The 21,060-nt window shown below is 39.2% G+C and carries 24 protein-coding genes; 9 read left to right on the top strand and 15 right to left on the bottom strand.

The annotated features are described in order from the left end of the window. The first annotated feature begins 47 nt into the window (after positions 1 to 47). Together PY092_RS09805 and PY092_RS09800 are read left to right on the top strand one after the other, a co-directional pair. Positions 48 to 1,088: a cysteate synthase gene (locus PY092_RS09805; protein WP_275615674.1), complete on the top strand. Its 1,041-nt coding sequence runs from the start codon at positions 48 to 50 to the stop codon at positions 1,086 to 1,088. A gap of 125 nt (positions 1,089 to 1,213) precedes the next feature. Then, positions 1,214 to 2,473, top strand: coding sequence for a cysteate-C-fatty acyltransferase (locus tag PY092_RS09800; RefSeq protein ID WP_275615673.1), 1,260 nt, complete (start codon positions 1,214 to 1,216; stop codon positions 2,471 to 2,473). Positions 2,474 to 2,520: 47 nt separating this feature from the next. Here the strand turns inward: PY092_RS09800 and PY092_RS09795 are convergent, their stop codons facing one another. The 3 genes from PY092_RS09795 to PY092_RS09785 all read right to left on the bottom strand — a co-directional run bounded on the left by PY092_RS09795 (position 2,521) and on the right by PY092_RS09785 (position 4,049). After that, positions 2,521 to 2,925 carry a hypothetical protein gene (locus PY092_RS09795; RefSeq protein WP_275615672.1) on the bottom strand — a complete coding sequence of 135 codons (405 nt, stop codon included), beginning with the start codon at positions 2,923 to 2,925 and terminating at the stop codon, positions 2,521 to 2,523. Positions 2,926 to 3,016: 91 nt separating this feature from the next. Continuing rightward, on the bottom strand, positions 3,017 to 3,448 hold the full coding sequence (locus PY092_RS09790; RefSeq protein WP_275615671.1) for an SRPBCC family protein: 432 nt from the start codon (positions 3,446 to 3,448) through the stop codon (positions 3,017 to 3,019). Between the two features lie 37 nt (positions 3,449 to 3,485). Beyond that, entirely contained in the window at positions 3,486 to 4,049 is a 564-nt protein-coding gene (locus tag PY092_RS09785; protein WP_275615670.1) for an SRPBCC family protein, read from the bottom strand. Positions 4,050 to 4,277: 228 nt separating this feature from the next. Here PY092_RS09785 and PY092_RS09780 point away from each other — a divergent pair, with 228 nt between their 5' ends. Next, complete coding sequence (locus PY092_RS09780) at positions 4,278 to 5,210, top strand: peptidylprolyl isomerase (protein WP_275615669.1); 933 nt, start codon at positions 4,278 to 4,280, stop codon at positions 5,208 to 5,210. A 430-nt stretch (positions 5,211 to 5,640) separates the two neighbouring features. Here the strand turns inward: PY092_RS09780 and PY092_RS09775 are convergent, their stop codons facing one another. Then, a complete protein-coding gene (locus PY092_RS09775; protein ID WP_108246532.1) occupies positions 5,641 to 5,835 on the bottom strand; it encodes a cold-shock protein in 195 nt (64 codons plus the stop codon). Between the two features lie 83 nt (positions 5,836 to 5,918). After that, positions 5,919 to 6,557, bottom strand: coding sequence for a peroxiredoxin (locus PY092_RS09770; protein ID WP_275615668.1), 639 nt, complete (start codon positions 6,555 to 6,557; stop codon positions 5,919 to 5,921). Between the two features lie 150 nt (positions 6,558 to 6,707). Here PY092_RS09770 and PY092_RS09765 point away from each other — a divergent pair, with 150 nt between their 5' ends. Next, a complete protein-coding gene (locus PY092_RS09765; protein ID WP_275615667.1) occupies positions 6,708 to 7,250 on the top strand; it encodes a YfiT family bacillithiol transferase in 543 nt (180 codons plus the stop codon). Between the two features lie 14 nt (positions 7,251 to 7,264). Here the strand turns inward: PY092_RS09765 and PY092_RS09760 are convergent, their stop codons facing one another. The 3 genes from PY092_RS09760 to PY092_RS09750 all read right to left on the bottom strand — a co-directional run bounded on the left by PY092_RS09760 (position 7,265) and on the right by PY092_RS09750 (position 10,126). Next, positions 7,265 to 7,825 carry a thioredoxin family protein gene (locus tag PY092_RS09760; protein ID WP_275615666.1) on the bottom strand — a complete coding sequence of 187 codons (561 nt, stop codon included), beginning with the start codon at positions 7,823 to 7,825 and terminating at the stop codon, positions 7,265 to 7,267. A gap of 95 nt (positions 7,826 to 7,920) precedes the next feature. Continuing rightward, positions 7,921 to 8,295, bottom strand: coding sequence for a PUR family DNA/RNA-binding protein (locus PY092_RS09755; RefSeq protein WP_127138808.1), 375 nt, complete (start codon positions 8,293 to 8,295; stop codon positions 7,921 to 7,923). Between the two features lie 76 nt (positions 8,296 to 8,371). After that, positions 8,372 to 10,126 carry an ABC transporter ATP-binding protein gene (locus PY092_RS09750; protein WP_275615665.1) on the bottom strand — a complete coding sequence of 585 codons (1,755 nt, stop codon included), beginning with the start codon at positions 10,124 to 10,126 and terminating at the stop codon, positions 8,372 to 8,374. A 183-nt stretch (positions 10,127 to 10,309) separates the two neighbouring features. Here PY092_RS09750 and nusB point away from each other — a divergent pair, with 183 nt between their 5' ends. From nusB to PY092_RS09730, 4 genes are all read left to right on the top strand, one after another. Beyond that, positions 10,310 to 11,257, top strand: a complete 948-nt coding sequence (gene nusB / locus PY092_RS09745) for a transcription antitermination factor NusB (RefSeq protein ID WP_275615664.1) — start codon at positions 10,310 to 10,312, stop codon at positions 11,255 to 11,257. A 38-nt stretch (positions 11,258 to 11,295) separates the two neighbouring features. Beyond that, positions 11,296 to 11,772 carry a DUF1573 domain-containing protein gene (locus tag PY092_RS09740; protein ID WP_275615663.1) on the top strand — a complete coding sequence of 159 codons (477 nt, stop codon included), beginning with the start codon at positions 11,296 to 11,298 and terminating at the stop codon, positions 11,770 to 11,772. Between the two features lie 13 nt (positions 11,773 to 11,785). Further along, positions 11,786 to 12,076 (top strand): preprotein translocase subunit YajC, encoded by a 291-nt coding sequence (gene yajC, locus PY092_RS09735; RefSeq protein ID WP_275615662.1) that lies wholly within the window; start codon positions 11,786 to 11,788, stop codon positions 12,074 to 12,076. 87 nt (positions 12,077 to 12,163) lie between these two features. Continuing rightward, positions 12,164 to 13,513 (top strand): Gfo/Idh/MocA family protein, encoded by a 1,350-nt coding sequence (locus tag PY092_RS09730; RefSeq protein WP_275615661.1) that lies wholly within the window; start codon positions 12,164 to 12,166, stop codon positions 13,511 to 13,513. 3 nt (positions 13,514 to 13,516) lie between these two features. Here the strand turns inward: PY092_RS09730 and PY092_RS09725 are convergent, their stop codons facing one another. From PY092_RS09725 to PY092_RS09695, 7 genes are all read right to left on the bottom strand, one after another. After that, the gene (locus PY092_RS09725) at positions 13,517 to 14,077 is read right to left on the bottom strand and encodes a hypothetical protein (RefSeq protein ID WP_275615660.1); all 561 of its coding nucleotides are present in this window, start codon (positions 14,075 to 14,077) and stop codon (positions 13,517 to 13,519) included. A gap of 28 nt (positions 14,078 to 14,105) precedes the next feature. Beyond that, positions 14,106 to 14,969: a polysaccharide deacetylase family protein gene (locus tag PY092_RS09720; protein WP_275615659.1), complete on the bottom strand. Its 864-nt coding sequence runs from the start codon at positions 14,967 to 14,969 to the stop codon at positions 14,106 to 14,108. A gap of 97 nt (positions 14,970 to 15,066) precedes the next feature. Next, positions 15,067 to 16,104 carry a serine hydrolase domain-containing protein gene (locus tag PY092_RS09715; protein ID WP_275615658.1) on the bottom strand — a complete coding sequence of 346 codons (1,038 nt, stop codon included), beginning with the start codon at positions 16,102 to 16,104 and terminating at the stop codon, positions 15,067 to 15,069. A 204-nt stretch (positions 16,105 to 16,308) separates the two neighbouring features. After that, positions 16,309 to 17,025 carry a CPBP family intramembrane glutamic endopeptidase gene (locus PY092_RS09710; protein WP_275615657.1) on the bottom strand — a complete coding sequence of 239 codons (717 nt, stop codon included), beginning with the start codon at positions 17,023 to 17,025 and terminating at the stop codon, positions 16,309 to 16,311. 148 nt (positions 17,026 to 17,173) lie between these two features. After that, positions 17,174 to 18,901 carry a hypothetical protein gene (locus tag PY092_RS09705; protein ID WP_275615656.1) on the bottom strand — a complete coding sequence of 576 codons (1,728 nt, stop codon included), beginning with the start codon at positions 18,899 to 18,901 and terminating at the stop codon, positions 17,174 to 17,176. 254 nt (positions 18,902 to 19,155) lie between these two features. Further along, the gene (locus PY092_RS09700) at positions 19,156 to 19,986 is read right to left on the bottom strand and encodes a GNAT family N-acetyltransferase (RefSeq protein ID WP_275615655.1); all 831 of its coding nucleotides are present in this window, start codon (positions 19,984 to 19,986) and stop codon (positions 19,156 to 19,158) included. Between the two features lie 158 nt (positions 19,987 to 20,144). Then, entirely contained in the window at positions 20,145 to 20,768 is a 624-nt protein-coding gene (locus tag PY092_RS09695) for an FMN-dependent NADH-azoreductase (protein WP_275615654.1), read from the bottom strand. Between the two features lie 125 nt (positions 20,769 to 20,893). On the opposite strand from PY092_RS09695, the gene PY092_RS09690 reads away from it, so the two are divergent. Beyond that, positions 20,894 to 21,022: a hypothetical protein gene (locus PY092_RS09690; protein ID WP_275615653.1), complete on the top strand. Its 129-nt coding sequence runs from the start codon at positions 20,894 to 20,896 to the stop codon at positions 21,020 to 21,022. Positions 21,023 to 21,060: the final 38 nt, after the last annotated feature.

The raw sequence follows: 21,060 nt of genomic DNA, 5'->3' as shown, positions 1-21,060 counted from the left end.
ACAAATTTCTTATTGTTTTAAGAATTGTTCCCTACCTAATACCAGTTATGAAGAAACAGATAAATGCGTACAGCAATATCCTAGACCTAATTGGAAGTACCCCCTTAGTTAAGCTAAACAGAATTACCGCCCCTCTTACTGGAAATTTCTATGCTAAACTGGAATGCTTTAATCCTGGACATTCTTCAAAAGATAGAATTGCGATTCATATTATTGAGGAAGCCGAGCGTAAAGGTATTCTTAAGCCGGGTAGCACCATTATTGAGACCACATCGGGCAATACAGGCTTTAGCCTTGCCATGGTGAGCATTGTTAAGGGATACAAATGTATTTTGGCCGTAAGTTCAAAATCATCCCCTGACAAGATTGACATGTTGCGTTCCATGGGAGCAAACGTATATGTTTGTCCAGCCCATGTCAGTGCAGACGATCCACGTTCGTATTACGAAGTGGCCAAACGTTTACACAGTGAAACACCGAATTCCATTTACATCAACCAATATTTTAACGAGCTTAATATCAATGCTCATTATTCCAGTACGGGACCAGAAATTTGGGAGCAGACCAACGGTCAGATTACCCATTTGGTGGCTTGTAGTGGAACAGGAGGAACAATATCAGGTATAGCCCGTTATTTGAAGGAGCAAAATCCAAATGTCAAAGTATTGGGTGTGGATGCTTATGGTTCCGTATTGAAAAAATATCACGAGACGGGAGAGTTTGATCACAATGAAGTGTATCCATACCGAATTGAAGGATTGGGCAAAAACTTGATACCAGCAGCAACTGATTTCAATGCAATTGATAGATATGTGAAGGTAACTGATGGCGAAAGTGCCCACATGGCCCGTAAATTGGCCCATACCGAAGGTATTTTTGCGGGTTACACCAGTGGTGCCGCTACTCAGGCATTGTACCAATTGAACACGGAAGGGGAGTTTACCGAAGACAGCAATGTTGTTGTTGTGTTCCCAGACCATGGTTCAAGGTATATGAGTAAGGTGTATAGCAACGAATGGATGGAAAACCAAGGATTTTTCGATATTCAAGATGCTGAAATACCTGAAGAAATCAAGTACATTAAATAAAACCAGTACCTTATAATACCTCAAGAACGGCAATGATTTTCATTGCCGTTTTTTATATATGAACATTTCGTTATGCGAGGTTCATAAAAATATATACTTTTGCATTTGAATTAATATTACGGTAGATGAGAGATTTATTTGATAGAATCATTGAGAACAAAGGACCTTTAGGAAAATGGGCTTCGCAAGCAGAAGGCTATTTTGTATTCCCAAAATTGGAAGGACCTATTTCCAACAGAATGAAGTTTCAGGGAAAGGACGTAATAACGTGGAGTATCAATGACTATCTGGGTCTCGCCAACCTACCTGAAATCAAAAAAGTGGATGGAGAAGCCGCTTTGGAACACGGAGCTGCTTACCCAATGGGTGCTCGTATGATGAGCGGTCACACCGATTACCATGAGCAATTACAAAACGAATTGGCAGAATTCGTACATAAAGATGCTGCTTATTTGTTGAATTTTGGGTACCAAGGTTTTATGTCGGTAATCGATGCTCTGGTGTCCAAAGATGATATTATTGTGTACGACGTGGATTGCCACGCTTGTATTATTGATGGTGTTCGTTTGCACATGGGTAAGCGTTTTACATTTAAGCATAACGACCCAGAAAGTTTAGAGAAAAACTTGGAGCGTGCCACTAAATTGGCCAATGAAACCGGTGGTGGAATCTTGGTCATTTCCGAAGGTGTTTTTGGTATGCGTGGCGAGCAAGGCATCCTTAAAGAAATTGTTGCCCTAAAGAAAAAGTTTCTGTTCAGACTTTTGGTAGATGATGCCCACGGATTTGGAACCCTTGGAAAAACTGGTGCCGGTGCAGGAGAGGAGCAAGGTGTGCAGGATGAAATTGACGTGTATTTGGCCACTTTTGCCAAATCCATGGCAGGTATAGGGGCTTTTGTTGCTGCAGACAAGGAAATCATAGAGTACCTTAAATACAATCTACGTTCTCAAATGTTCGCCAAATCATTGCCCATGGTATATGTGAAAGGTGCATTGAAAAGACTGGATATGTTGCGTACCATGCCAGAACTTAAAGCCAAGCTTTGGGAGAATGTGAACGCACTTCAAAATGGGCTGAAAGAAAGAGGATTTGATATCGGAACCACCACGAGTTGTGTGACTCCCGTTTACTTGAACGGTAGTATCCCAGAGGCAATGGCCTTGGTAAAGGACCTTCGTGAGAACCATGGAATCTTCTGTTCAATCGTGGTATACCCAGTAATTCCAAAAGGGTTGATTTTACTTCGATTGATTCCTACGGCTACCCACACTATGGAGGATATAGCAGAAACATTGGATGCTTTCTCCGCTATTAGGGAGCGATTGGAAAACGGAACTTATAAAAGACTTTCTGCTGCTGTAGCTGCTGCAATGGGAGAGTAATCCCCATTTTTTGGGTTGTCGTAGTTGAGGACTTCATAAATGGATATTTATAGAGAAGCCTCTTTTTTGACGATTTCGATATAGTTTTTACGAAAAATAGGGGAAAACAAAATACCTATAATCAAAAGGCATAATCCTAAAAAACTATAAAGTACAATAGTGGAGTCCAAATCCAAAAAAACCAATATGGCATAAATAACGGATGGGATAAAAGCTATCCAAATCCCATATTTTGGGCCGCGAACTATAAGTTCTTCGCCATTGGTCAAATCGGTTTTTAAGATTTTAGAACCAAACCAAAAAACCTTTGCCTCAATCTCGTAATTACCTGGATTTAAGTCAATTTGGATTTTTTCTCCGTTTTCTATTTCACAAACCTTTTGGTCATTCGCATAAATCCGGTATTTCTGGACTCCAGTTCCTTGCTGGTCAGGGCGGGATATTGTTATCATATTTTATGGTTTGATGCAATCAGAATCTGAAGTACAGCTGCAAAAGAGTTGTTGTTTCATCAATGAATTTACAAAAAAATGGATGATGCCATTACTGCCTTTCTTCAAAAGGTATGATTTTCCCATGTTCCACGTAATCCTTTAAACCTTTCAACAAGATAGCCCAACAATAGGAAGACCTTCTAAAATGATGATTGCACTTAGGCCATCCTGTATGCCAAAATTTTAGGAGAACTGTACCTGTGCTGTTTTCTTCTAAGTCAAATCCAAAAGATGTCGGGTTCCAATCAGGGTCGGATTTGGTCATTTTGATATGGAAAGATTTGTTTTCTTCCAACTTGATGACTCTTCCATACCAATCATACTCAGGAGTAAAGAAAAAATTGTACACTTCATTCTCTTTTGGGATTCCTTTGCAGTTTTGTGGCCACCAATTAATCAGGTGTTCGGGTTGTGTTATGGCCTTGAATGTTTTTTCAATTGTCCCGTTGACTTCCAGATCATGGTATATTGATTGTTCCATTTTTATAGTTGTTTTCCTTTAATATGACAATTGAGGACTATTCATTTTCCAAGTAATCAATCAAGCTCATTAAAGTCTGTTCGTTTGCTGGAATAAAATAGTTTATCAACTCAAGATACTTTGGCGTGTTTTTATATCCAATTCCGTAGGACTCTACTTTGGTAAACCCATCTTTCAACTCATTAAAATATATAACGTTGTAGAAGTCTTCAGCTTCCTTCTTCATGAATTCAGGAAAATTATTCGTTATTTCCGCCTGTAGCGTAATCAGCTTTTTGGGCACATAGTTGACAATATGGGTTGTGATGGTCGTACTATCGCCAATGACTCCCTCTTTATTGTAATTGGTTTTGATGGTTCCGCCTACTTTGAAATTTACTTCGGCCAGGGGAACGGCCCAACTTTCCCAACCTTCTTTGGTGGTGTAGGCACTCCAAACCTTGTCCAATGAAGCCTTCAAAGTAATTTCTTGAACCAATACCAATTCGGGGCTCTGGGTGGAGTCTATGGTGGAGATAACTCTCTTATTGTCTTTTTGTCCATACACGCTGGTTAGTACAAAAATTGAAAAAAGAAAGGTCAGTGTTTTTTCATGTCTCATTGTTTTAATACTTATAAATCAGCAAATATTAAATCCAAATTTCATAGAAATTAATCAAAAACCATCAATAATTACTTAAAATACTGTGGCAATTGATGATGATCATATAGAAACAACAAGTATATAAGCCAATTGAAATCCTTCCCATCATAAAATAGCTCTTAAAACCCTATCTTTGCACCCTTGAAAAAAGAGAATTAAGTTTCGAATAATTTATTATAAAATACAATGCAAGACGGAATCTACGCAAAGTTCAATACCTCCAAAGGGGAAATATTGGTAAAACTTACCCATGATAAAACACCGGGCACGGTAGGCAATTTTGTTGCACTGGCCGAAGGAAATATGGAGAACAGTGTAAAACCACAGGGAAAACCATATTACGATGGGTTAAAGTTCCATAGGGTAATTGCCGATTTTATGATTCAAGGCGGATGCCCAACAGGAACTGGAACTGGCGATCCTGGGTATAAATTCGATGATGAATTCCATCCCGACCTGGTACACGATGGTCCTGGGGTGCTGTCCATGGCCAATGCTGGCCCTGGAACCAATGGAAGCCAATTCTTCATTACCCACGTGGCTACCCCATGGTTGGACAACAAGCACACTGTTTTTGGCCGTGTGGAAGAAGGTCAGGATATAGTGGATGCCATTGCACAAGGCGACACCATCGAAACCTTGGAAATTGTTAGAGTAGGGGACGAAGCCAAAAAATGGAACGCTATTGAAGCCTTTAGGGTATTTGAGGGTGAACGTGAAAGACGTATTGCCGAGCAAAAAGAACAAGCTGAGGCCGAGCTGGAGAAATTGGCTGCAGGTTTTGACAAAACCGATAGTGGATTGCGTTACAAGATGATTCAGAAAGGAAGTGGTGTGAAAGCTGAAAAAGGCAAAACCGTTTCCGTACATTATGAAGGTTCATTGGCCAACGGTCAAGTTTTTGACTCTTCCTACAAAAGAAACCAACCCATTGATTTTGTTTTGGGCATAGGGCAAGTAATTCCCGGTTGGGACGAAGGCATTGGACTATTGCAAGTAGGGGACAAGGCTCGATTTGTCATTCCTTCGCACTTGGCCTACGGAAGTACGGGAGCAGGTGGGGTTATTCCCCCAAACGCAACTTTGATTTTTGATGTGGAACTGATGAACGTGAAATAATAAAGGTCCTTCATATAAACATAAAAGCTTCCAGTAATGAATGGGAGCTTTTTTTATTTGGCCCTGTTCACACTCAACAAAAGCAAGAAAAGATTTAGAACAAGCAAAAAGAACAGAATACTGAAAAAAGTGGTCATGGCTGTACGTATTTATTACGTAACAATCCAACGATTAAAAACCCTACCTATTGTTCAGTTGATTGTTTAAATGATTTTTTGGAACCGTTTACGCTCCACATCAACAATAGGGCATTAACAATCAAAAGGAACGAAAGTATTCCGAAAAAGGTGTTCATTTATACTGGTTTAATGGTTAATGGGAAACTGTGTTTATTATTTAGATAGCAAAAAGTGGATTGGTTGCGTATCAGGAGCAAAAAAAAAGCCCGGGCATTTGCCCGGGCCTTATCTATAAAAAAGTTAATTATAACCTATTCCGCAATTTGTACATTAACGGCGTTTAATCCTTTTTTACCTTGTTGTAGTTCGAATTCTACAACGTCACCTTCTCTAATTTCGTCGATTAAACCAGAAATGTGTACAAAGTGATCTGTGTTTGAACCATCTTCAGTGATAAATCCATAACCTTTGGAGTCATTGAAGAATTTTACTGTTCCTTTACTCATAATATAAATTGAAAAAAATTAATTGGCTCCAAAGGTACGTTTAATTTATTGGGAAAAAGCCTAAATCTTTATAAATAAAAAAATTAAACTGTTGGATCGGGTGTTAAACGTAGATATGGCTTGATTTCCTCCACTCCTTTGGTAAAGATTCCTTTGGCCTCTTCCGTAGGTATGGCGGGGCTTACCACCACTTTTTCTCCATTTTTCCAGTTTGCGGGCGTTGCCACTTTGTGATTTGCCGTCAATTGCAAAGAATCGATTATGCGCAGCAATTCATAAAAATTACGCCCAGTTGAAGCAGGATAGGTCAACGTAAGCTTGATTTTTTTGTCAGGACCAATGATAAAAACCGAACGAACAGTAAGTGTACTATCGGCATTTGGGTGAATCATATCGTAAAGGTCCGATACCTTTCTTTCCACATCGGCAACTATTGGGAAGTTGACCTCGGTGTTTTGTGTTTCGTTGATATCCTTGATCCATTCTGCGTGCGATGCCGCACCATCAACGCTGAGTGCCATCATTTTCACGTTTCTTTTGTCGAATTCATCCTTGAACTTGGCTGCAGTACCTAACTCTGTGGTACATACGGGAGTAAAGTCCGCAGGGTGTGAGAACAAGATACCCCAACTATCTCCAAGATATTCGTAAAAGTTCAATGTTCCTTCTGAAGTAACCGCTGTAAAATCCGGAGCAGTATCTCCCAGTCTTAAAGTTGCCATATATTTTCTAATTTTAGGTTTGTAAATCAGTACTCTACAAAATTACTAGATTATTTGGTTGTCGCGTTTAAAATCAGTTAAAAGTGTATTAAAAACCCAGCATTTTTGAATGGAATGCAATCCCATCAATCAAAGTATTACTTTTAGAGGATGAAAAAAGAAACATTGGAACAACTACGTTACCCTATCGGAAAATTCGAGGCCCCCGAATCCATTACGGAATCCGATCTTCAAGAATGGATCATGATTTTGGAAACACTGCCACAGCGATTGACAAATTTGGTGTCTCCACTTTCCGAAGAACAATTGGAAACTCCTTATCGTCCTGAGGGATGGACCGTACGGCAGTTGGTTCATCATATTTCCGATAGTCATCATAACAGCTACATCCGTTTCAAATGGGCCTTAACGGAAAACACCCCAACCATAAAAGCTTATAATGAAAAGGCATGGGCCGAATTGTTCGATACACGCACGGCACCCATACAAATGTCCTTGGACCATTTGAGTGCCATACATGCCAAATTGGTCTATTTGCTGAAAGGCCTTTCGGAGCAGGATTTACATCGTAGCTTCATCCACCCAGATGGAAACCAGGAAACCACATTGAAAGAAAATGTTGCCCGCTATGCATGGCACAGCAACCATCATTTTGCCCATATTGAAAATCTGATAAAGCGTAAAGGTTGGTAGGCTAAAGTTGGGGGCTATACATTTTTCCATTTAATGTTACAACCCAAGCTTGGCTTTTGTTCGCTATCCACTTCTTTATTGTCCAGAACGGCGTCCAAGGCATTTTTTAAGTCGGTCCCAGTTAAGGGAACATCATTACCAGGCCTGGAACCGTCCAATTGTCCACGGTACACCAAGTTCATGTTTGCATCAAAAAGATAAAAATCGGGCGTACAGGCTGCATCATAAGCTTTGGCCACTTCTTGGGTTTCATCATACAGATATGGGAAGGTATAGCCTTCTTCACTGGCTTTTTCCTTCATTAAATGTGGTGCGTCTTGCGGATAGTTTTCCACATCGTTACTGGAAATGGCCACGAAGCCAATCCCTTTATCCTGATATTCCTTCGCCAATGTTACAATCATTGGATTTACATGGATCACAAATGGGCAATGGTTGCAAATAAACATGACCACCGTCCCTTTTTCTCCTTTCACATCGTTCAGGGTAATTGTTTTATTGTAAACTGCATTCAATAATTCAAAATCGGGTGCCTTGGTGTCCAAGGGAAGCATGTTGCTGGGTGTCCTAGCCATTGTTCTTCAATTTTAAGATTGCTATTGCATGGGATAAAAATAAAAAACGACCTGTAAAATTACAGGCCGTTGTACTATTTAAAAGGAATTTATTTTTAGATATCGTCAAAACTGACATCGGTAAAGTTGTTGTCAGTTGCGCTTCCATTTTCACTAAAACTTCCTTCTTCCTTTTTAAAATCCTTTTGATGACGCTCAGAGATGACTTCGGTACCTTTTTCGTCGATAATGTAATCCATCATTTCCTCCATTATCTCACGGAAAGCACTGAAATCTTCCTTGTACAGATAAATTTTATGCTTTTTGTAGTGGAAAGAACCATCGTCGTGGGTAAACTTTTTACTTTCAGTGATGGTTAGGTAGTAATCTCCGGCCTTGGTACTTCTAACGTCAAAAAAATAGGTTCTCCTTCCTGCTCTTAAGACTTTCGAATAAATCTCTTCCTGATCCATTGTATCTTTCTGGCCCATATGGTATAGTGTATATTGGTACTATGTTGAATTATGTCATCAAAAATGTAAAAAAAAAGCTAATTCAGCAACTTTTTTATGATTCTTTACCTGAAAGTTGATTGATATAAAGGTCTTTGTAATACCCATCGGTATTGTTCAATTCTTCGTGGGTACCTTCTTGAATGATGCGACCGCCATCCAGCACAATGATTTTGTCAGCGTTTTTAGCAGATGACACCCTATGACTCACAATCAGGGTGGTCTTGCTTTCGGAAACTTGCTTTAAATTGTTGAGGATTTCTTCCTCGGTCTCCGTATCCACAGCGGACAGGCAATCATCGAACAAATAGATTTTTGGATCTTTTAAAAGTGCACGGGCAATGGAAACCCGCTGCTTTTGACCTCCACTGAGCGTGATGCCCCTTTCGCCCAAGACCGTATCGTATTTTTTGGCAAAGCCTTCAATGTTTTTATGCACTACCGCTTTTTTGGCAACCTCCACAATGTCATCATGCGTGGCATTTTCGTTGCCAAAACGGATATTGTTCTCAATGGTGTCCGAAAATAGAAAAGCATCCTGGGGGACGGCACCAATGGAACTTCGAAGGCTGTCCAAATTCAAGTTTTGTACCGGAACGCTGTCAATCAACACTTGTCCGGAAGAGGTATCGTACAGACGGGCCACCAAATCCAAGATAGTGGATTTTCCTGACCCCGTTTTACCCAAAATGGCCACGGTCTGTCCTGCTTTTATACTGAACGAAACATCAATCAAGGCCGTAATATTGGTGTCTTCGTAGGTAAAGGTCACGTTTTTGAACTCTATATCCCCTTTGATCGGCGTAGGTGTTCCAACGAGGTTTTGGATGGAAGGTTCTTCCTTCAAAAATTCATTGATACGCTTCTGTGAAGCCTCTGCCCGCTGCACAATGGATGTCAGCCAGCCCACAACGGCAACAGGCCAAGTGAGCATGTTCACATAAAGGATGAATTCCGCTATGATCCCAATGGTCTCGATTTCCCCGTTGATATACTGTCTTCCCCCAATATAGATGACAAAAACATTACTGATACCGATCAACAAGATCATCAAAGGAAAAAACCAGGCATTTACTTTGGCCAAGGCCATACTGGTATCTTTTCCCTCGTTGGCCAGTCCCCTCAATTCCGTATTTATTCTTGGCTCAATGCTGTATGCCTTGATGACGGATATACCTGAAAAAGATTCTTGTGTAAAAGTGGAAAGGGTGGACAAAAACTCCTGCACCTTGGTACTTCTTTTATGGATGACCTTACTGATTTGATAAATCAAAACAGATAAAATAGGAAGTGGTAGCAAGGTATATGCCGCCAGAGTAGGGGCCTTTATGAACATCAATGGAACCAAGCACACAAAAAGCGTCAAGGTTTGTATGCCGTACATAATGGCAGGCCCACCGTACAATCGTACTTGGTTGATGTCCTCACTGATTCGGTTCATGAGATCCCCGATCCTATTTTTCTTATAAAAATTGAGGCTCAGGAGTTGATAATGGTCAAACACCTCGTTTTTTAGATCATATTCAATGTATCGGGATACATTGATAATGGTCTGGCGCATCAAAAAGGTGAAAAGTCCCGATAAAATAGCCGCTCCAACGATAATCAGGATATATTGAAGCAATAAGCCTTTGGCATTCGAAAGTGAAATCACATCAGCTGTAAAATCCTCAACGGCCTGTATGGATTTGTTCACATAGGAAGGCATTACCAAGGAAAAAACACGGGCGATAATCGTAATGATTATCCCCAAAAACAGTTTGAGCCAATATTTTTTAAAGTATTTATTTAGGTGCTTTAGTTCCTTCATAAAAAGGGGAAAAGGTGGTTTTTTTAGCGTCTGTAGCGGTAGATAATCCTGCAAATATATACCATACCACACAAAGTAAATGTTATAAAACTGATAAGAAAGCAAGTTTGGTAGGTAAGATTCAAATATAAGATTACTTTTGCGGTGTGAAAGCCAAACAATGACTTTAAAAGTTCTTTAAACATGTTAACCAGAAGGCACATCCGAGTAAAAGTGATGCAATGTATTTATGCATTGGTGCAATCCAAGGACGATTCTTTGCAAAAGCAGGAAAAGTTTCTGCGAGTCAGTATAGAAAATATGTACGTTCTATACATTTTGATTTTAAGCCTTTTGGCCGAACTTCACCGTTTGGCAGAAAAACATGTGAGCCATGCTTCCAAAAAATATGTGGCCACGGAAGAGGACAACTACCCCAATCCTGAAAAATTTGTAAAAAACCGATTGTTATTGCAATTGGTAAACAACGAAGCACTGAAGAACGAACTATCCAATCGAAAGTTGGACAATTGGTATTTGAACGATGAATATGTAAAAATCGTATACAAGACCGTCGTTGCGAGTGACATTTACAAGGATTATATGTCCAATGACGAGGATAGCTACGCCGATGACCGTAATGTGGTCATCCAACTTTTTAAAGAAATCATTGCGCCCAACGAAAAGATCTACGATTACATTGAAGACGATAAATTGACTTGGGTGGACGATTTTCCTATTGTGAACACTTTTTTGGTAAAACGCCTTAAAAAGGCTAAACAGGATTCGGGCGACCGTTTCTTTTTACCTTCCTTGCTCAAGGACCAACAGGATATGGACTTTGCCAATGACCTTTTGACCAAGACCTTGCTCAACGATGGCAAATGGGAGAAGGAAATAGAGGGCAAGACGCCGAATTGGGACAATGATCGTATTGCGGAGATTGACTCCATCATTCTAAAAATGGCCATTTGTGAGTTGTTGAACTTTTCATCCATTCCGGAAAAAGTAACCCTGAACGAGTATTTGGAGATTGCCAAGGAATACTCCACACCCAAGAGCAGCATCTTTATCAATGGGGTTTTGGACAAGTTGGCAAAGGAGTATAAATCGGACGGAAGGCTCCAAAAAATTGGCCGCGGTTTGCAATAAACAATAATTCCTTAATTTTGGGAAAACAAATTTTAATCATGAAAAGAATAACAACAATTTTAAGTTTGATCATGGTGGTTGCCCTAACCAGCGTATCATGTAAGGACAAAGCATCTGAAAAAATAGTTGCTGACAATGTGGAAAGTGCTGTGAGCAGAGATGAAGCTGATAAAAAAGTTCCTGTAATGACCTTTGAGAAAACAGAGCACGATTTCGGCACCATCCAAAGAGGAACTCCACAAGAAACTGTTTTCACCTTTACAAACACAGGTAATGCTCCTTTGATCATTACCGATGCAAAAAGCAGCTGTGGATGTACAGTGCCAAATCCTCCAAAAGAGCCTATCGCACCAGGGGATACTGGAGAGTTGTTGGTTAAATTCAACGGTTCCGGTCAAAATCAAGTGACCAAGACCATCACTGTAACAGCCAATACTGCCAAAGGTTCTGAAATCGTTAGAATCAAGGCATTTGTTCAAGCAGCAGGAGCTACACCAGCAGGTCCTGTAAAATAATCAAAAGACGTAAATGGAAAACCTTCAATCATTACTTCCGCTGATATTGATTTTTGTTGTGGCGTACTTTTTTATGATTCGCCCGCAGATCAAACGTCAGAAGGATGAGAAAAAATTCGCTTCGGAGCTTAAAAAAGGTGATAAAATCATCACTAAAAGTGGGCTTCACGGCAAAATCGTGGAATTGAACGACAAAGACTTTTCCTGTGTCATCGAGACCATGGCAGGTCGTTTAAAGTTCGATCGCTCAGCCATCTCCATGGAAATGAGCAAAAAATTGAACACTCCCGCCGAAAAGAAGTAAGCGAAATAGCATATATCCAATGGGACGTCCCTGGAAATCTAATTTTCCAGGGACGTTTTTTTGTATCTTATCCCAAATTTAAAATATATGGGAACAAGAAGACAATTTGTAAAGCGTAGTGGATTGGGCGTAGCAGGGTTGGGAGCATCAATGGTGTTTCCGATGGAATTATTGGCGTCCATCAGAAGAAACATCAGCCCCAACGATAAAATACAAGTTGGTCTTATTGGATGTAATGGAATGGGTTTTTCCGATTTGAGTTCCATGCTACAAAACAGCGAGGTGGATATTGTTGCCCTATGCGATGTGGATGAAAACGTACTTCGTGAAAAAACCGCAGAGCTGGAAAAAGGAGGTATTAAAAAACCAAAATGGTATTCTGATTATCGAAAGCTACTGGAAGACAAGGATATTGACATTGCCATAATAGGAACACCTGATCATTGGCACTGCCTACAACTTACGGATGCCATTGATGCAGGTAAAGATGTTTATTGCGAAAAACCAATTGCTAACTCTGTTGCGGAAAGCGATGCGATGCTTGCCAAAGTGAACTCGAGCGACAGGATGGTGCAAATAGGGCAGTGGCAACGTAGCGAACCCCACTTTGTGGATGCCATCAACTATGTGCATTCAGGTAAATTGGGACAAATTCGTTTGGTAAAAGCCTGGGCATACCAGGGTTGGATGCAGTCTGTCCCCGTGGTTCCCAACAGCCCAGTTCCCGAAGGTGTGGATTATAAAATGTGGCTGGGGCCAGCGGAGCAAAGGCCGTTCAATAAAAACAGATTTCATTTTAACTTTAGGTGGTTTTGGGACTATGCAGGTGGATTGATGACGGATTGGGGCGTACATTTAATCGATTATGCACTTTTTGGAATGAAAGCTTCCACTCCGAAATCCGTAATGGCCATGGGGGGCAAATTTGCCTATCCCGGCGATGCTGCAGAAACTCCCGATACGTTACAGACAATTTACGATTTTGGTAATTTTTCCCTGTTGTGGGAGCATGCTACGGGAATTGATGGCGGAAACTATGGTAGAAATCATGGTATTGCCTTCATTGGAAATAACGGAACCCTGGTGCTGGACCGTGGTGGATGGGAAGTTATCCCAGAGCACGACCGACCGCATTGGAGTCAAGATTTAGGTCCTAAAATCGAAACAGTCCCTTTGCAAAAAGGAGTGGGGCAAGGTTTGGGGTTGCATACCCAAAACTTTTTGGAAGCGGTAAAAACAAGGGACAAATCCATACTTAAAGCCCCGATAAAAGTAGGTTACGATGCCGCAATGGTAAGCCATTTGGGGAATATTGCCTACAAAACGGGCGAACGTCTTTTTTGGGACGTAGACAACCATAAGTTCAACCATTCTGAGGCGGATACTTTGTTGACGAACCAATACCACAACGGTTGGGAGTTTCCTAAGATGGGGTAGTTGTCAAAATTTTTTGGTGTTTTGATATAATTTAATGGCCCTTAGGTAATTCTGTGCACCCTCCATACTTAAATCATGTTGAAAACCATTAAGTTCCGGGTGGTTTTGCTTGACCCAGTTGACCAGTGAATCCAATTGTTGTTGCCAAACTTGCCAATTGGCATCCTTGCAGTCCAGATTCTCAATTTTGGCAATATTGCCTGATGTAAAACTGAAACGATGTTTACAGGTCAACGGATTGTTCTTTAAAAATTCGAACCTGAGCGATTCCACAGCAACCGTTGCTGTGAATTGACCATTTTGATTTTCAACGGAAATCAATTTATAATTGGGTTGGAAAATGGAATCCCATTTAAATTGCTCGTAATAACCCTCGAGATCAAAGTTCATCACATAATCGCCTTCGGTAATGGTAAGGCTATCCGATATGACTTCCTTGATTTGATTGAAATCTGAGTTTTTGAAACCTTCGTAGTACTTTTTTATTTGTTCGGTCTTATCTATGTTATCTCCAGAACAACTGGTAATCAGGTATAAAATCGAAAGGAATAGAAGTTTTTTCATGGTGTGGATACCCCAGCTTATGTACATCTTAAATTTGATTCTCTTTGATCTCATTCCAAGTGATTAATTGAATATTGTTCTTTTTGAGAAGGGACTTATTCTTCAGGTTTGTGAAAAAATCAAAATCGATTTGTCTCCATTTAGAACCAAAATTTGGATGGTTTATGGTAACTTCTTTCATTTCATTATCGTCGAACGCAGGGTGGATAAGGATAAGGTTAAGTCCATTTTTTAAGTTCTCGAGTGTTTTGGTATAATAGTCCGCCAAATTGCCCGTCTCGAAATGTTTATATTCTCCCACGTAAGTGTGGTCAATTAAAAAATCACTTTCTTCAATGTTCCCTTTAGAATTTAGGCCTACCATATCCATCATTTGTTCATTTATCAGGACGGGAAGGCCATAATCTTTGCCCAAAGCCTTAAAAATTTTGAAAAACTCTGGGTCAGCTCCTACACTGTACATGTGTGAATCGATATGTGTTGGTTTTAAGCCAAAATTCAAAGCTTTCTCAATTTGTGCCCGAAGTTCTCGTTCAACCTCTTGTTTATTGGCATTTTTTCTTAGCTGTTCCCTTTTTTTAAAGAAATGTCCATTTGCGTCAACTAGACTAGGAACATTCGAAATGGGTAGAACTGGTCCGAATTTATAACTTTCCCATTCACAGGTTAGGGTTAAATGAATACCATTATCAAATCCGGGATTTTTTTTGGCAAATTCCGCCATTTCCTCAAACCCAGGACAAGGAACCATGATACTGTAAGAGTTGACAAATCCCTCCTCCAGCGATTGAATTGTAGCTTTGTTTTCAGAATGGCAAAGCCCTGCATCATCTGCATGTATTATTAGCAGTTTAGTGTTTTCTGAAAACCCCAGTTTTTGTAATGTGCTCATATTCAATCAGGTTCTTATATTTTGATAGGATAGTTTGTTTTGTACAAATGTTGCCTAATGGTAAGTACATAGGGCATTTTAATGCCTTTTCACATTGTCATGAACTTTTTTTCCTTTTCAGAATTTTAACAATCCTATTGTTGATGATTTCTGATAAGTTCCAATTGTACAGTTTAGGATCGGTTGTGCTGTAGAACTCAATGGTAACAGCATCAAGATCTTCGTGGTATTTTGCAAAACTTTGGTATCCCGGAACCCAGCCTCCATGTTCGTATTCATAAATAGAAGCATATATTTCCTGTTCTCCCGGTTTAAATAACGAGCCATCGTTCAATGCCCTCAGGAACGTGCCCACATCTTCGGCTGTGGCAAGCATCCCATGTTCGTCTGCCTTTAAGTCAAAGGGATGCCCTACATGGTAACCACTCATCACATCATCCATATTTACATCGCTCAAAGAACCAAAGGTGTTGTTTAGGTTGAGGGGAGTTAAAATTTCTTCCTGTATGAATTGAAAGTTACTATAGCCAAGTGCATCATCCATTATCTTATTGATTAAAAGATAATTCGTATTACAATATTCATAGTCTTTACCGGGTTCAAAATTGGCCGGCTTGTCCAGAATCAATGCAAGACTTTCTTCATAAGATTGTGTTGGAGCTGCCCAAAAATTTGGAGTGTCTGTGAAGTTGGGCATTCCACTTCTATGCTGTATCATCAACCTCAAGGTAATTTTCTCCGCATTTTCGATTCTGCCCACAAGTTCTGGTAAATAATCAGCTATGGTTTTATCCAGAGAAAGTCGTCCATCACTTACCAGTTTCGTAACCGCTACAGCATCATATAGCTTGCTAATGCTGGCAATCTTAAACAATGCGTGAGGATTGGCAGGTGTCTCGGATTCTCGATTATGCCAACCGGAAGCAAAATACTGAGGTGGTTTACCAGCTTGGTCAATATAAACAATCATTCCGTCAAAACCATGATCAATGGCTTCATCCACTTGTTCCTGAACCGTATCAGGCAGCGGCAGTATCCATGCTTTTACCAATAGCCATGGAACAAAGTACAAGGAGGATATTGATGCAACTATTAATACTATCCCCAGAATTCGTTTTGTTTTTTTCTTTGTCATAATTCAGGACTGTGAATTTCTTAATTACCCATAACGGTCTCGCCCATCATTTCATTGTGGTTGACGCACAGTGAGCGATGGCATGGCCGGTGCACCTGCCTACCGGTAGGCGGGATTTTCCTGCGAGCCAAAGCTGTGTGCGGAATCAGGGCCGCCCTATGATGATAACCATGTGTCAAAATTGGCCTAAAAGAACATGTTTTTTCAACTCAGTTCATTGTCAGGCATAGTTTTTATTTCTGTTTCTTTTTTTACAAAACATTTTACATAAATCAGAACTAAAATAGGAGCTATAACTAAACCGCTAACAAAATTCAGTAATGAAATCCAATCAGTCAATTCGTTTCCACCTTTTGAAATCAGCACCAATTCGCCTAAAGGTCCTTTTGAAAATATAGTATTGTAAATGAAATTCCACCCCAAATGAAGTCCGATAGGCAGCATCATCGATTTTGTTTTTGAAAAAGCCCAAGCCCAAGCGTAACCCATCAACCCAGTTCCGATAAAAACCAAGATCATTGCCATTACATTTCCTAAAACCCCGTATGAGAACCAATGATAAACTCCGAATGCTATTGCGGAAATCAAGATGCTTTTTTTGGAGCCTATTTTTTGGATAAGAATGTATAATAGTGCCCCACGAAAAATCAGTTCTTCTGTCAATACGGATTTAAAATCCCACCACAATGATTTTAAGATTATTCCGCTCGTAACATTCTTATTTAAAATCCAAGTAGATGATTTTAGGTATGCCTCTAAATATTGGATGAAAACACAAAGTATACCTGTTAATAAAAACCCGATCAAGAATTGTTTCAGCCTTTGTACTATTGGCAGAAACCCTAAAGCTAAAATATGCTGTTTTTCAATAAAATATAAAAGCAACCAAGAAATTGCAATTATCACTAAAATTCCTATCATTTACTTGGTTTAAATTATGCACAACGGGGCTCGTACAAGAGCAGTCGGATTTATGGTCTGGACATTCACCGCTTGCTTAAAGGTGGTTAAAGTAGTGATTACTATTCTCTTGACCAACTCCCGTTATTTTTTATATACGTGGTTACACCTAGTTTTCATCAGACTTTATTAAATCCATTATGATATCCAAAGCCTTATCATTTCCATTGAAATAATCGGTTGATGATATGCTAACTGGAATATGGGGAGCAATCCAATTCCTATTGTCTTCTGCTTTTGATGTTTGATGAAATTGTGTGGAAATAACCCCCATTAACCCTGAATATGGCATCTTAAACCATCCTGCTTCTCCTATATGATTTGGTTTTGAACCACTGGGTTCGCCTACAAGAATTGCATCGGTATATTTTGTGATGTCCGTTAGCAAGTTTTGAGCCGCAGAAAATGTTTCCCGTCCCATTAATACGAAAACGCTTCCATCTGGATTCATAACCTCGAAATTGATAATGGTTTTTAACATTGGGGGCAAAATGGAACCATTTCCACCATGATTATGTCTTAAATCCAAAATTAAATGTTGAACCTTGTTTTTAGATGCCTGACTACGTAATTCGATATTAAAATCTTTTAAGGATTGTGTTTCCTTTTGTGCAACTATATTAAACTGAACATAGATACTATTGTTTTCTGGGATTAATTTGTACCAATATGGGTCTTCTGTTTTTGACAAGAACAATGGTTGTTCACCGCCTTTTAGTTTAGGTATTTTAGGAAAACCGGAAAAATTCCAAGATACCGGATTCATTATTGCTTTTTGGGGCTTACCCTTTATATCCCTTAAAGTAATTGTTACTTGATTGGCGTTCTTCGCAATTCCTAAGCCTTTCAACACATCTGGTAGTCCTAAATAATATGGACCTAACCAAAGTGTTTGCATAGCGTTATCCCTGGCATTTATGGCATTTGTTCTTCGAAGTGCTTCTTCAGCGGTTATATTTCCAATCGATTCCACTTCATAACCAATCCATTGTTCAAAGCCAATCTCAGCATCAACAATAAAAAGTCCATCACTAAACTGATAAAACTGAACTGGAATTTTCTTTAAGGCACCTTTGTTGGGGGATGTTGGAACAATTAAATTATGTCCATTACCCAAACTACCAACAATTTTCATTAATTCTACAATTATTTGTTCATCATTCAATGAGGCTATTTTTGTTTTTAAATTTAGAATTGCTTTTGAAAATTCTGTTTTGGAAATGGCGTGATAAGGGCTATAATGTAACTCGTTAATTCTGTTTTCCAAGTATGAAATATCTTTGGCCCAAGCTTCTTCTCTTGTAGTATTTGTATGATTATCGTTACCGAACAGTGCTAAAAAGTTTTCATCCTCAATGAAGTCTTTAAAAGCAGCATCATTTTTTAAGAACGGTTTTTCGTCATAACGAGATGCAAATCCTTTTTGCAACCATAATAAAGCATTCTCCTTATCCCCATCTTTGGCATAGGCTTTGGCAATTTTAATCATTATATCGTTAGAGGGTGCTGAGCCTGTCGGTATATCAGTTAATATCGTACCTCCAGATTCGAGAGTTTTTTTTAATGAGATAATTGCGTTTGTGAACTGTCCAGTTTCATAATAGGACAGCCCTAACAAATAAAATAAATCAGCGTCGTTTTGATATTGTGTGGTCAGGCTTTTTAAAATTTCAATGGATTCTTGCCATTTTTCATTCTTAACTGAGTTTATCGCTTCGGTTCTGTGATTAAAATATTCTAACGGGCTTTCAATATTACTTGTTCTCGTTTGGGAAAACGTATAATTTATATTTATTATAAGGAAAAGGATTATGCTCGTAATGGTTATATGCTTCATCTTCAATTCTAGTTTCTTGCTTATTAGGACTAAGTATGGAAAGAATTGTTACACTTGATAAGTTTTAATTGGGTATAACGTCCCAGCTATGAGCAGTGTGGGAATGGAAAGCGGGAAGTTTTCAATTTTGTCCACCTTCATACTTGTTGATTCTCATTTCATAAATATCCAAACTGTGAGCTGAATAGAAAGCTGAAACTTCGATTTAACACTTCAATCCACATTATATATGGCCATTGTTGTTCGCGGTTTTTTTAATTGCTCAATCGATAATATGGAATTTGCAGAACATCTTCAAACCCCAATTTTTGAGCCAATGTATATGAGCCTATGTTTTCCAATCGACATGCCCAAATTGGTTCGTAATCATTTTTCAAACAGTGGTCGATAAGCTTACTGCAAGTGTATCGTGCCAATCCTTTTCCCCGAAATTTAGGCACGGTCTCCATGCCAAGTTCTAAAAATTTGTCAATTATGACCGATGCGTAAGCCGTACATGCAAGTTCATTTTCATAGTATGTGCTGTAACCAATCGCATTGTCAATAAAATCATCCGCATTGTTCCAAAAATTCAAAGGGATAACAGTTCCCTGCATACTTTCAAATTCCTGTTTTCCTGTTCTCACAGCCGATGTTGTTGGAACTTTTATGTCTTTTTTAAGGCTTGCATATTTTTCAGGGTTGAATTTAAAATTCACTCTTGTATTAAGTTCAACTATATTTTTTGTTTGACCTGAATCGTTATCAGATGATTTAATCGAACAATCGGCAAACAATTCCTTCAGTGTCGAATCCCACTGTTCTGGATATGCTTGCATCCATTCATGTGTGTCTCTTAAGTTTTCCTTGTTCAAGGCATAATCCTTAAATGCTCTGTTAAATGCTTGGTTGTCGTGCTTACCAAAAAGCAGCGACATTCCATATGGGTGGATTACGTAAACAGTTGTTGGATTATTTACGTCGTCAACATAAACCTTTCCCGACACGTGGTTTTCCACAACGGCACGTGCAAACAGATTATTGATTTTAACTTCCTTTAATGCACCAATGACTTTTGAGTAATCTTCTTTTAATAGCTCTTTCATCTCTGATTTTTGTCCAAATAGCACCCAACGGTCAAGTGTATAAATAGTTTTGGGTTTTATGCACTTGCTGTTCTGTTGAGTATAAATATAATCAAAACAGTAGCATCTGGTTTAGCACTGGGACCACTATTGTCTATGCACATTATTGGAAACAGTCTTTAGATATGTTCAATCCTTTGATAGATTTCCTTTTTAGAGTTCTCAAATATTTCTCCACCAAACTCTTCATTGTCCAATGAGATGATGGAAATGTCTTTTATACCCATAATCCCGAAAACGAATTTCAAATAGGTTGTTTGGAAATTCATATGTTCGTTTTTTTCGTTTTCTCCATAACCTGTGTCACCACGACTTGACAGAATGAACATTTTTTTATTCTCAAGAATACCAACATAATCCCCGTCTGGTTTGCCTGAACGGAATTTCCAAGTTTCGTTAATCCTCATAAGTTGGTCGATGTAAGATTTTAGTCCGCTTGGAATTGACCAGTTGTACATTGGTGTTCCCAAAACATAAATATCATGTTCTTTAAACTCTTTTACCAGTTCATCGCTAAGGGCCACACCCGACTGGTTTTCTTTTGTTCTGTCACTGGGTTTGACAAATGCACTTGCAATCCATTTTTCATCAATGGGCGGCATCTCTTCCAATCCTACTTCTCGGTGTGTGAAAACGTCGTTGGGATTTTTCTTTAGCCAATTTTCTTTGAATAGTTGTGTGAGCTTTCTACTGTGCGATTTTTCCTTTCTTACACTTGCGTTGATGATCAATACTTTGTTCATATTCATAAATTTTGATTATGAGACAAAATTCCGAATCCAGAAAGTGAAAAAAATTGACCTAGTTCAAGATGCTTCGATTTTTTTACGAATTCTGCTTAAAAATTCAGCAGTAATCCCCAAATAAGATGCAATTAGATAGTTGGGTACCTTTTCTGCAATTTTGGGTGGATAAGCCGGGTAAACTGACCCACCTTCGCCGGATGAAACTGACCATGGCAAATGGACTGCCCAGATTTGATCTATCCTTGGGTTAAACTTAGTTTTTATTTTTCAATTTTCTTCTCATTGATTC

Source organism: Flagellimonas yonaguniensis, from assembly GCF_029193885.1.
Classification (GTDB): Bacteria; Bacteroidota; Bacteroidia; order Flavobacteriales; family Flavobacteriaceae; genus Flagellimonas; species Flagellimonas yonaguniensis.
This window is presented reverse-complemented; position numbering and strand designations above follow the sequence as displayed.

Coding starts and splice junctions, on each gene's coding strand:
- PY092_RS09690 (WP_275615653.1), top strand. CDS start 20,894: ATGCAATTAGATAGTTGGGTACCTTTTCTGCAATTTTGGGTGGATAAG.
- PY092_RS09780 (WP_275615669.1), top strand. CDS start 4,278: ATGCAAGACGGAATCTACGCAAAGTTCAATACCTCCAAAGGGGAAATA.
- PY092_RS09765 (WP_275615667.1), top strand. CDS start 6,708: ATGAAAAAAGAAACATTGGAACAACTACGTTACCCTATCGGAAAATTC.
- PY092_RS09750 (WP_275615665.1), bottom strand. CDS start 10,126: ATGAAGGAACTAAAGCACCTAAATAAATACTTTAAAAAATATTGGCTC.
- PY092_RS09730 (WP_275615661.1), top strand. CDS start 12,164: ATGGGAACAAGAAGACAATTTGTAAAGCGTAGTGGATTGGGCGTAGCA.
- PY092_RS09760 (WP_275615666.1), bottom strand. CDS start 7,825: ATGGCTAGGACACCCAGCAACATGCTTCCCTTGGACACCAAGGCACCC.
- PY092_RS09775 (WP_108246532.1), bottom strand. CDS start 5,835: ATGAGTAAAGGAACAGTAAAATTCTTCAATGACTCCAAAGGTTATGGA.
- PY092_RS09755 (WP_127138808.1), bottom strand. CDS start 8,295: ATGGGCCAGAAAGATACAATGGATCAGGAAGAGATTTATTCGAAAGTC.
- PY092_RS09785 (WP_275615670.1), bottom strand. CDS start 4,049: ATGAGACATGAAAAAACACTGACCTTTCTTTTTTCAATTTTTGTACTA.
- PY092_RS09725 (WP_275615660.1), bottom strand. CDS start 14,077: ATGAAAAAACTTCTATTCCTTTCGATTTTATACCTGATTACCAGTTGT.
- PY092_RS09770 (WP_275615668.1), bottom strand. CDS start 6,557: ATGGCAACTTTAAGACTGGGAGATACTGCTCCGGATTTTACAGCGGTT.
- PY092_RS09720 (WP_275615659.1), bottom strand. CDS start 14,969: ATGAGCACATTACAAAAACTGGGGTTTTCAGAAAACACTAAACTGCTA.
- PY092_RS09805 (WP_275615674.1), top strand. CDS start 48: ATGAAGAAACAGATAAATGCGTACAGCAATATCCTAGACCTAATTGGA.
- PY092_RS09800 (WP_275615673.1), top strand. CDS start 1,214: ATGAGAGATTTATTTGATAGAATCATTGAGAACAAAGGACCTTTAGGA.
- PY092_RS09740 (WP_275615663.1), top strand. CDS start 11,296: ATGAAAAGAATAACAACAATTTTAAGTTTGATCATGGTGGTTGCCCTA.
- PY092_RS09715 (WP_275615658.1), bottom strand. CDS start 16,104: ATGACAAAGAAAAAAACAAAACGAATTCTGGGGATAGTATTAATAGTT.
- PY092_RS09710 (WP_275615657.1), bottom strand. CDS start 17,025: ATGATAGGAATTTTAGTGATAATTGCAATTTCTTGGTTGCTTTTATAT.
- PY092_RS09790 (WP_275615671.1), bottom strand. CDS start 3,448: ATGGAACAATCAATATACCATGATCTGGAAGTCAACGGGACAATTGAA.
- yajC (WP_275615662.1), top strand. CDS start 11,786: ATGGAAAACCTTCAATCATTACTTCCGCTGATATTGATTTTTGTTGTG.
- PY092_RS09705 (WP_275615656.1), bottom strand. CDS start 18,901: ATGAAGCATATAACCATTACGAGCATAATCCTTTTCCTTATAATAAAT.
- PY092_RS09795 (WP_275615672.1), bottom strand. CDS start 2,925: ATGATAACAATATCCCGCCCTGACCAGCAAGGAACTGGAGTCCAGAAA.
- nusB (WP_275615664.1), top strand. CDS start 10,310: ATGTTAACCAGAAGGCACATCCGAGTAAAAGTGATGCAATGTATTTAT.
- PY092_RS09695 (WP_275615654.1), bottom strand. CDS start 20,768: ATGAACAAAGTATTGATCATCAACGCAAGTGTAAGAAAGGAAAAATCG.
- PY092_RS09700 (WP_275615655.1), bottom strand. CDS start 19,986: ATGAAAGAGCTATTAAAAGAAGATTACTCAAAAGTCATTGGTGCATTA.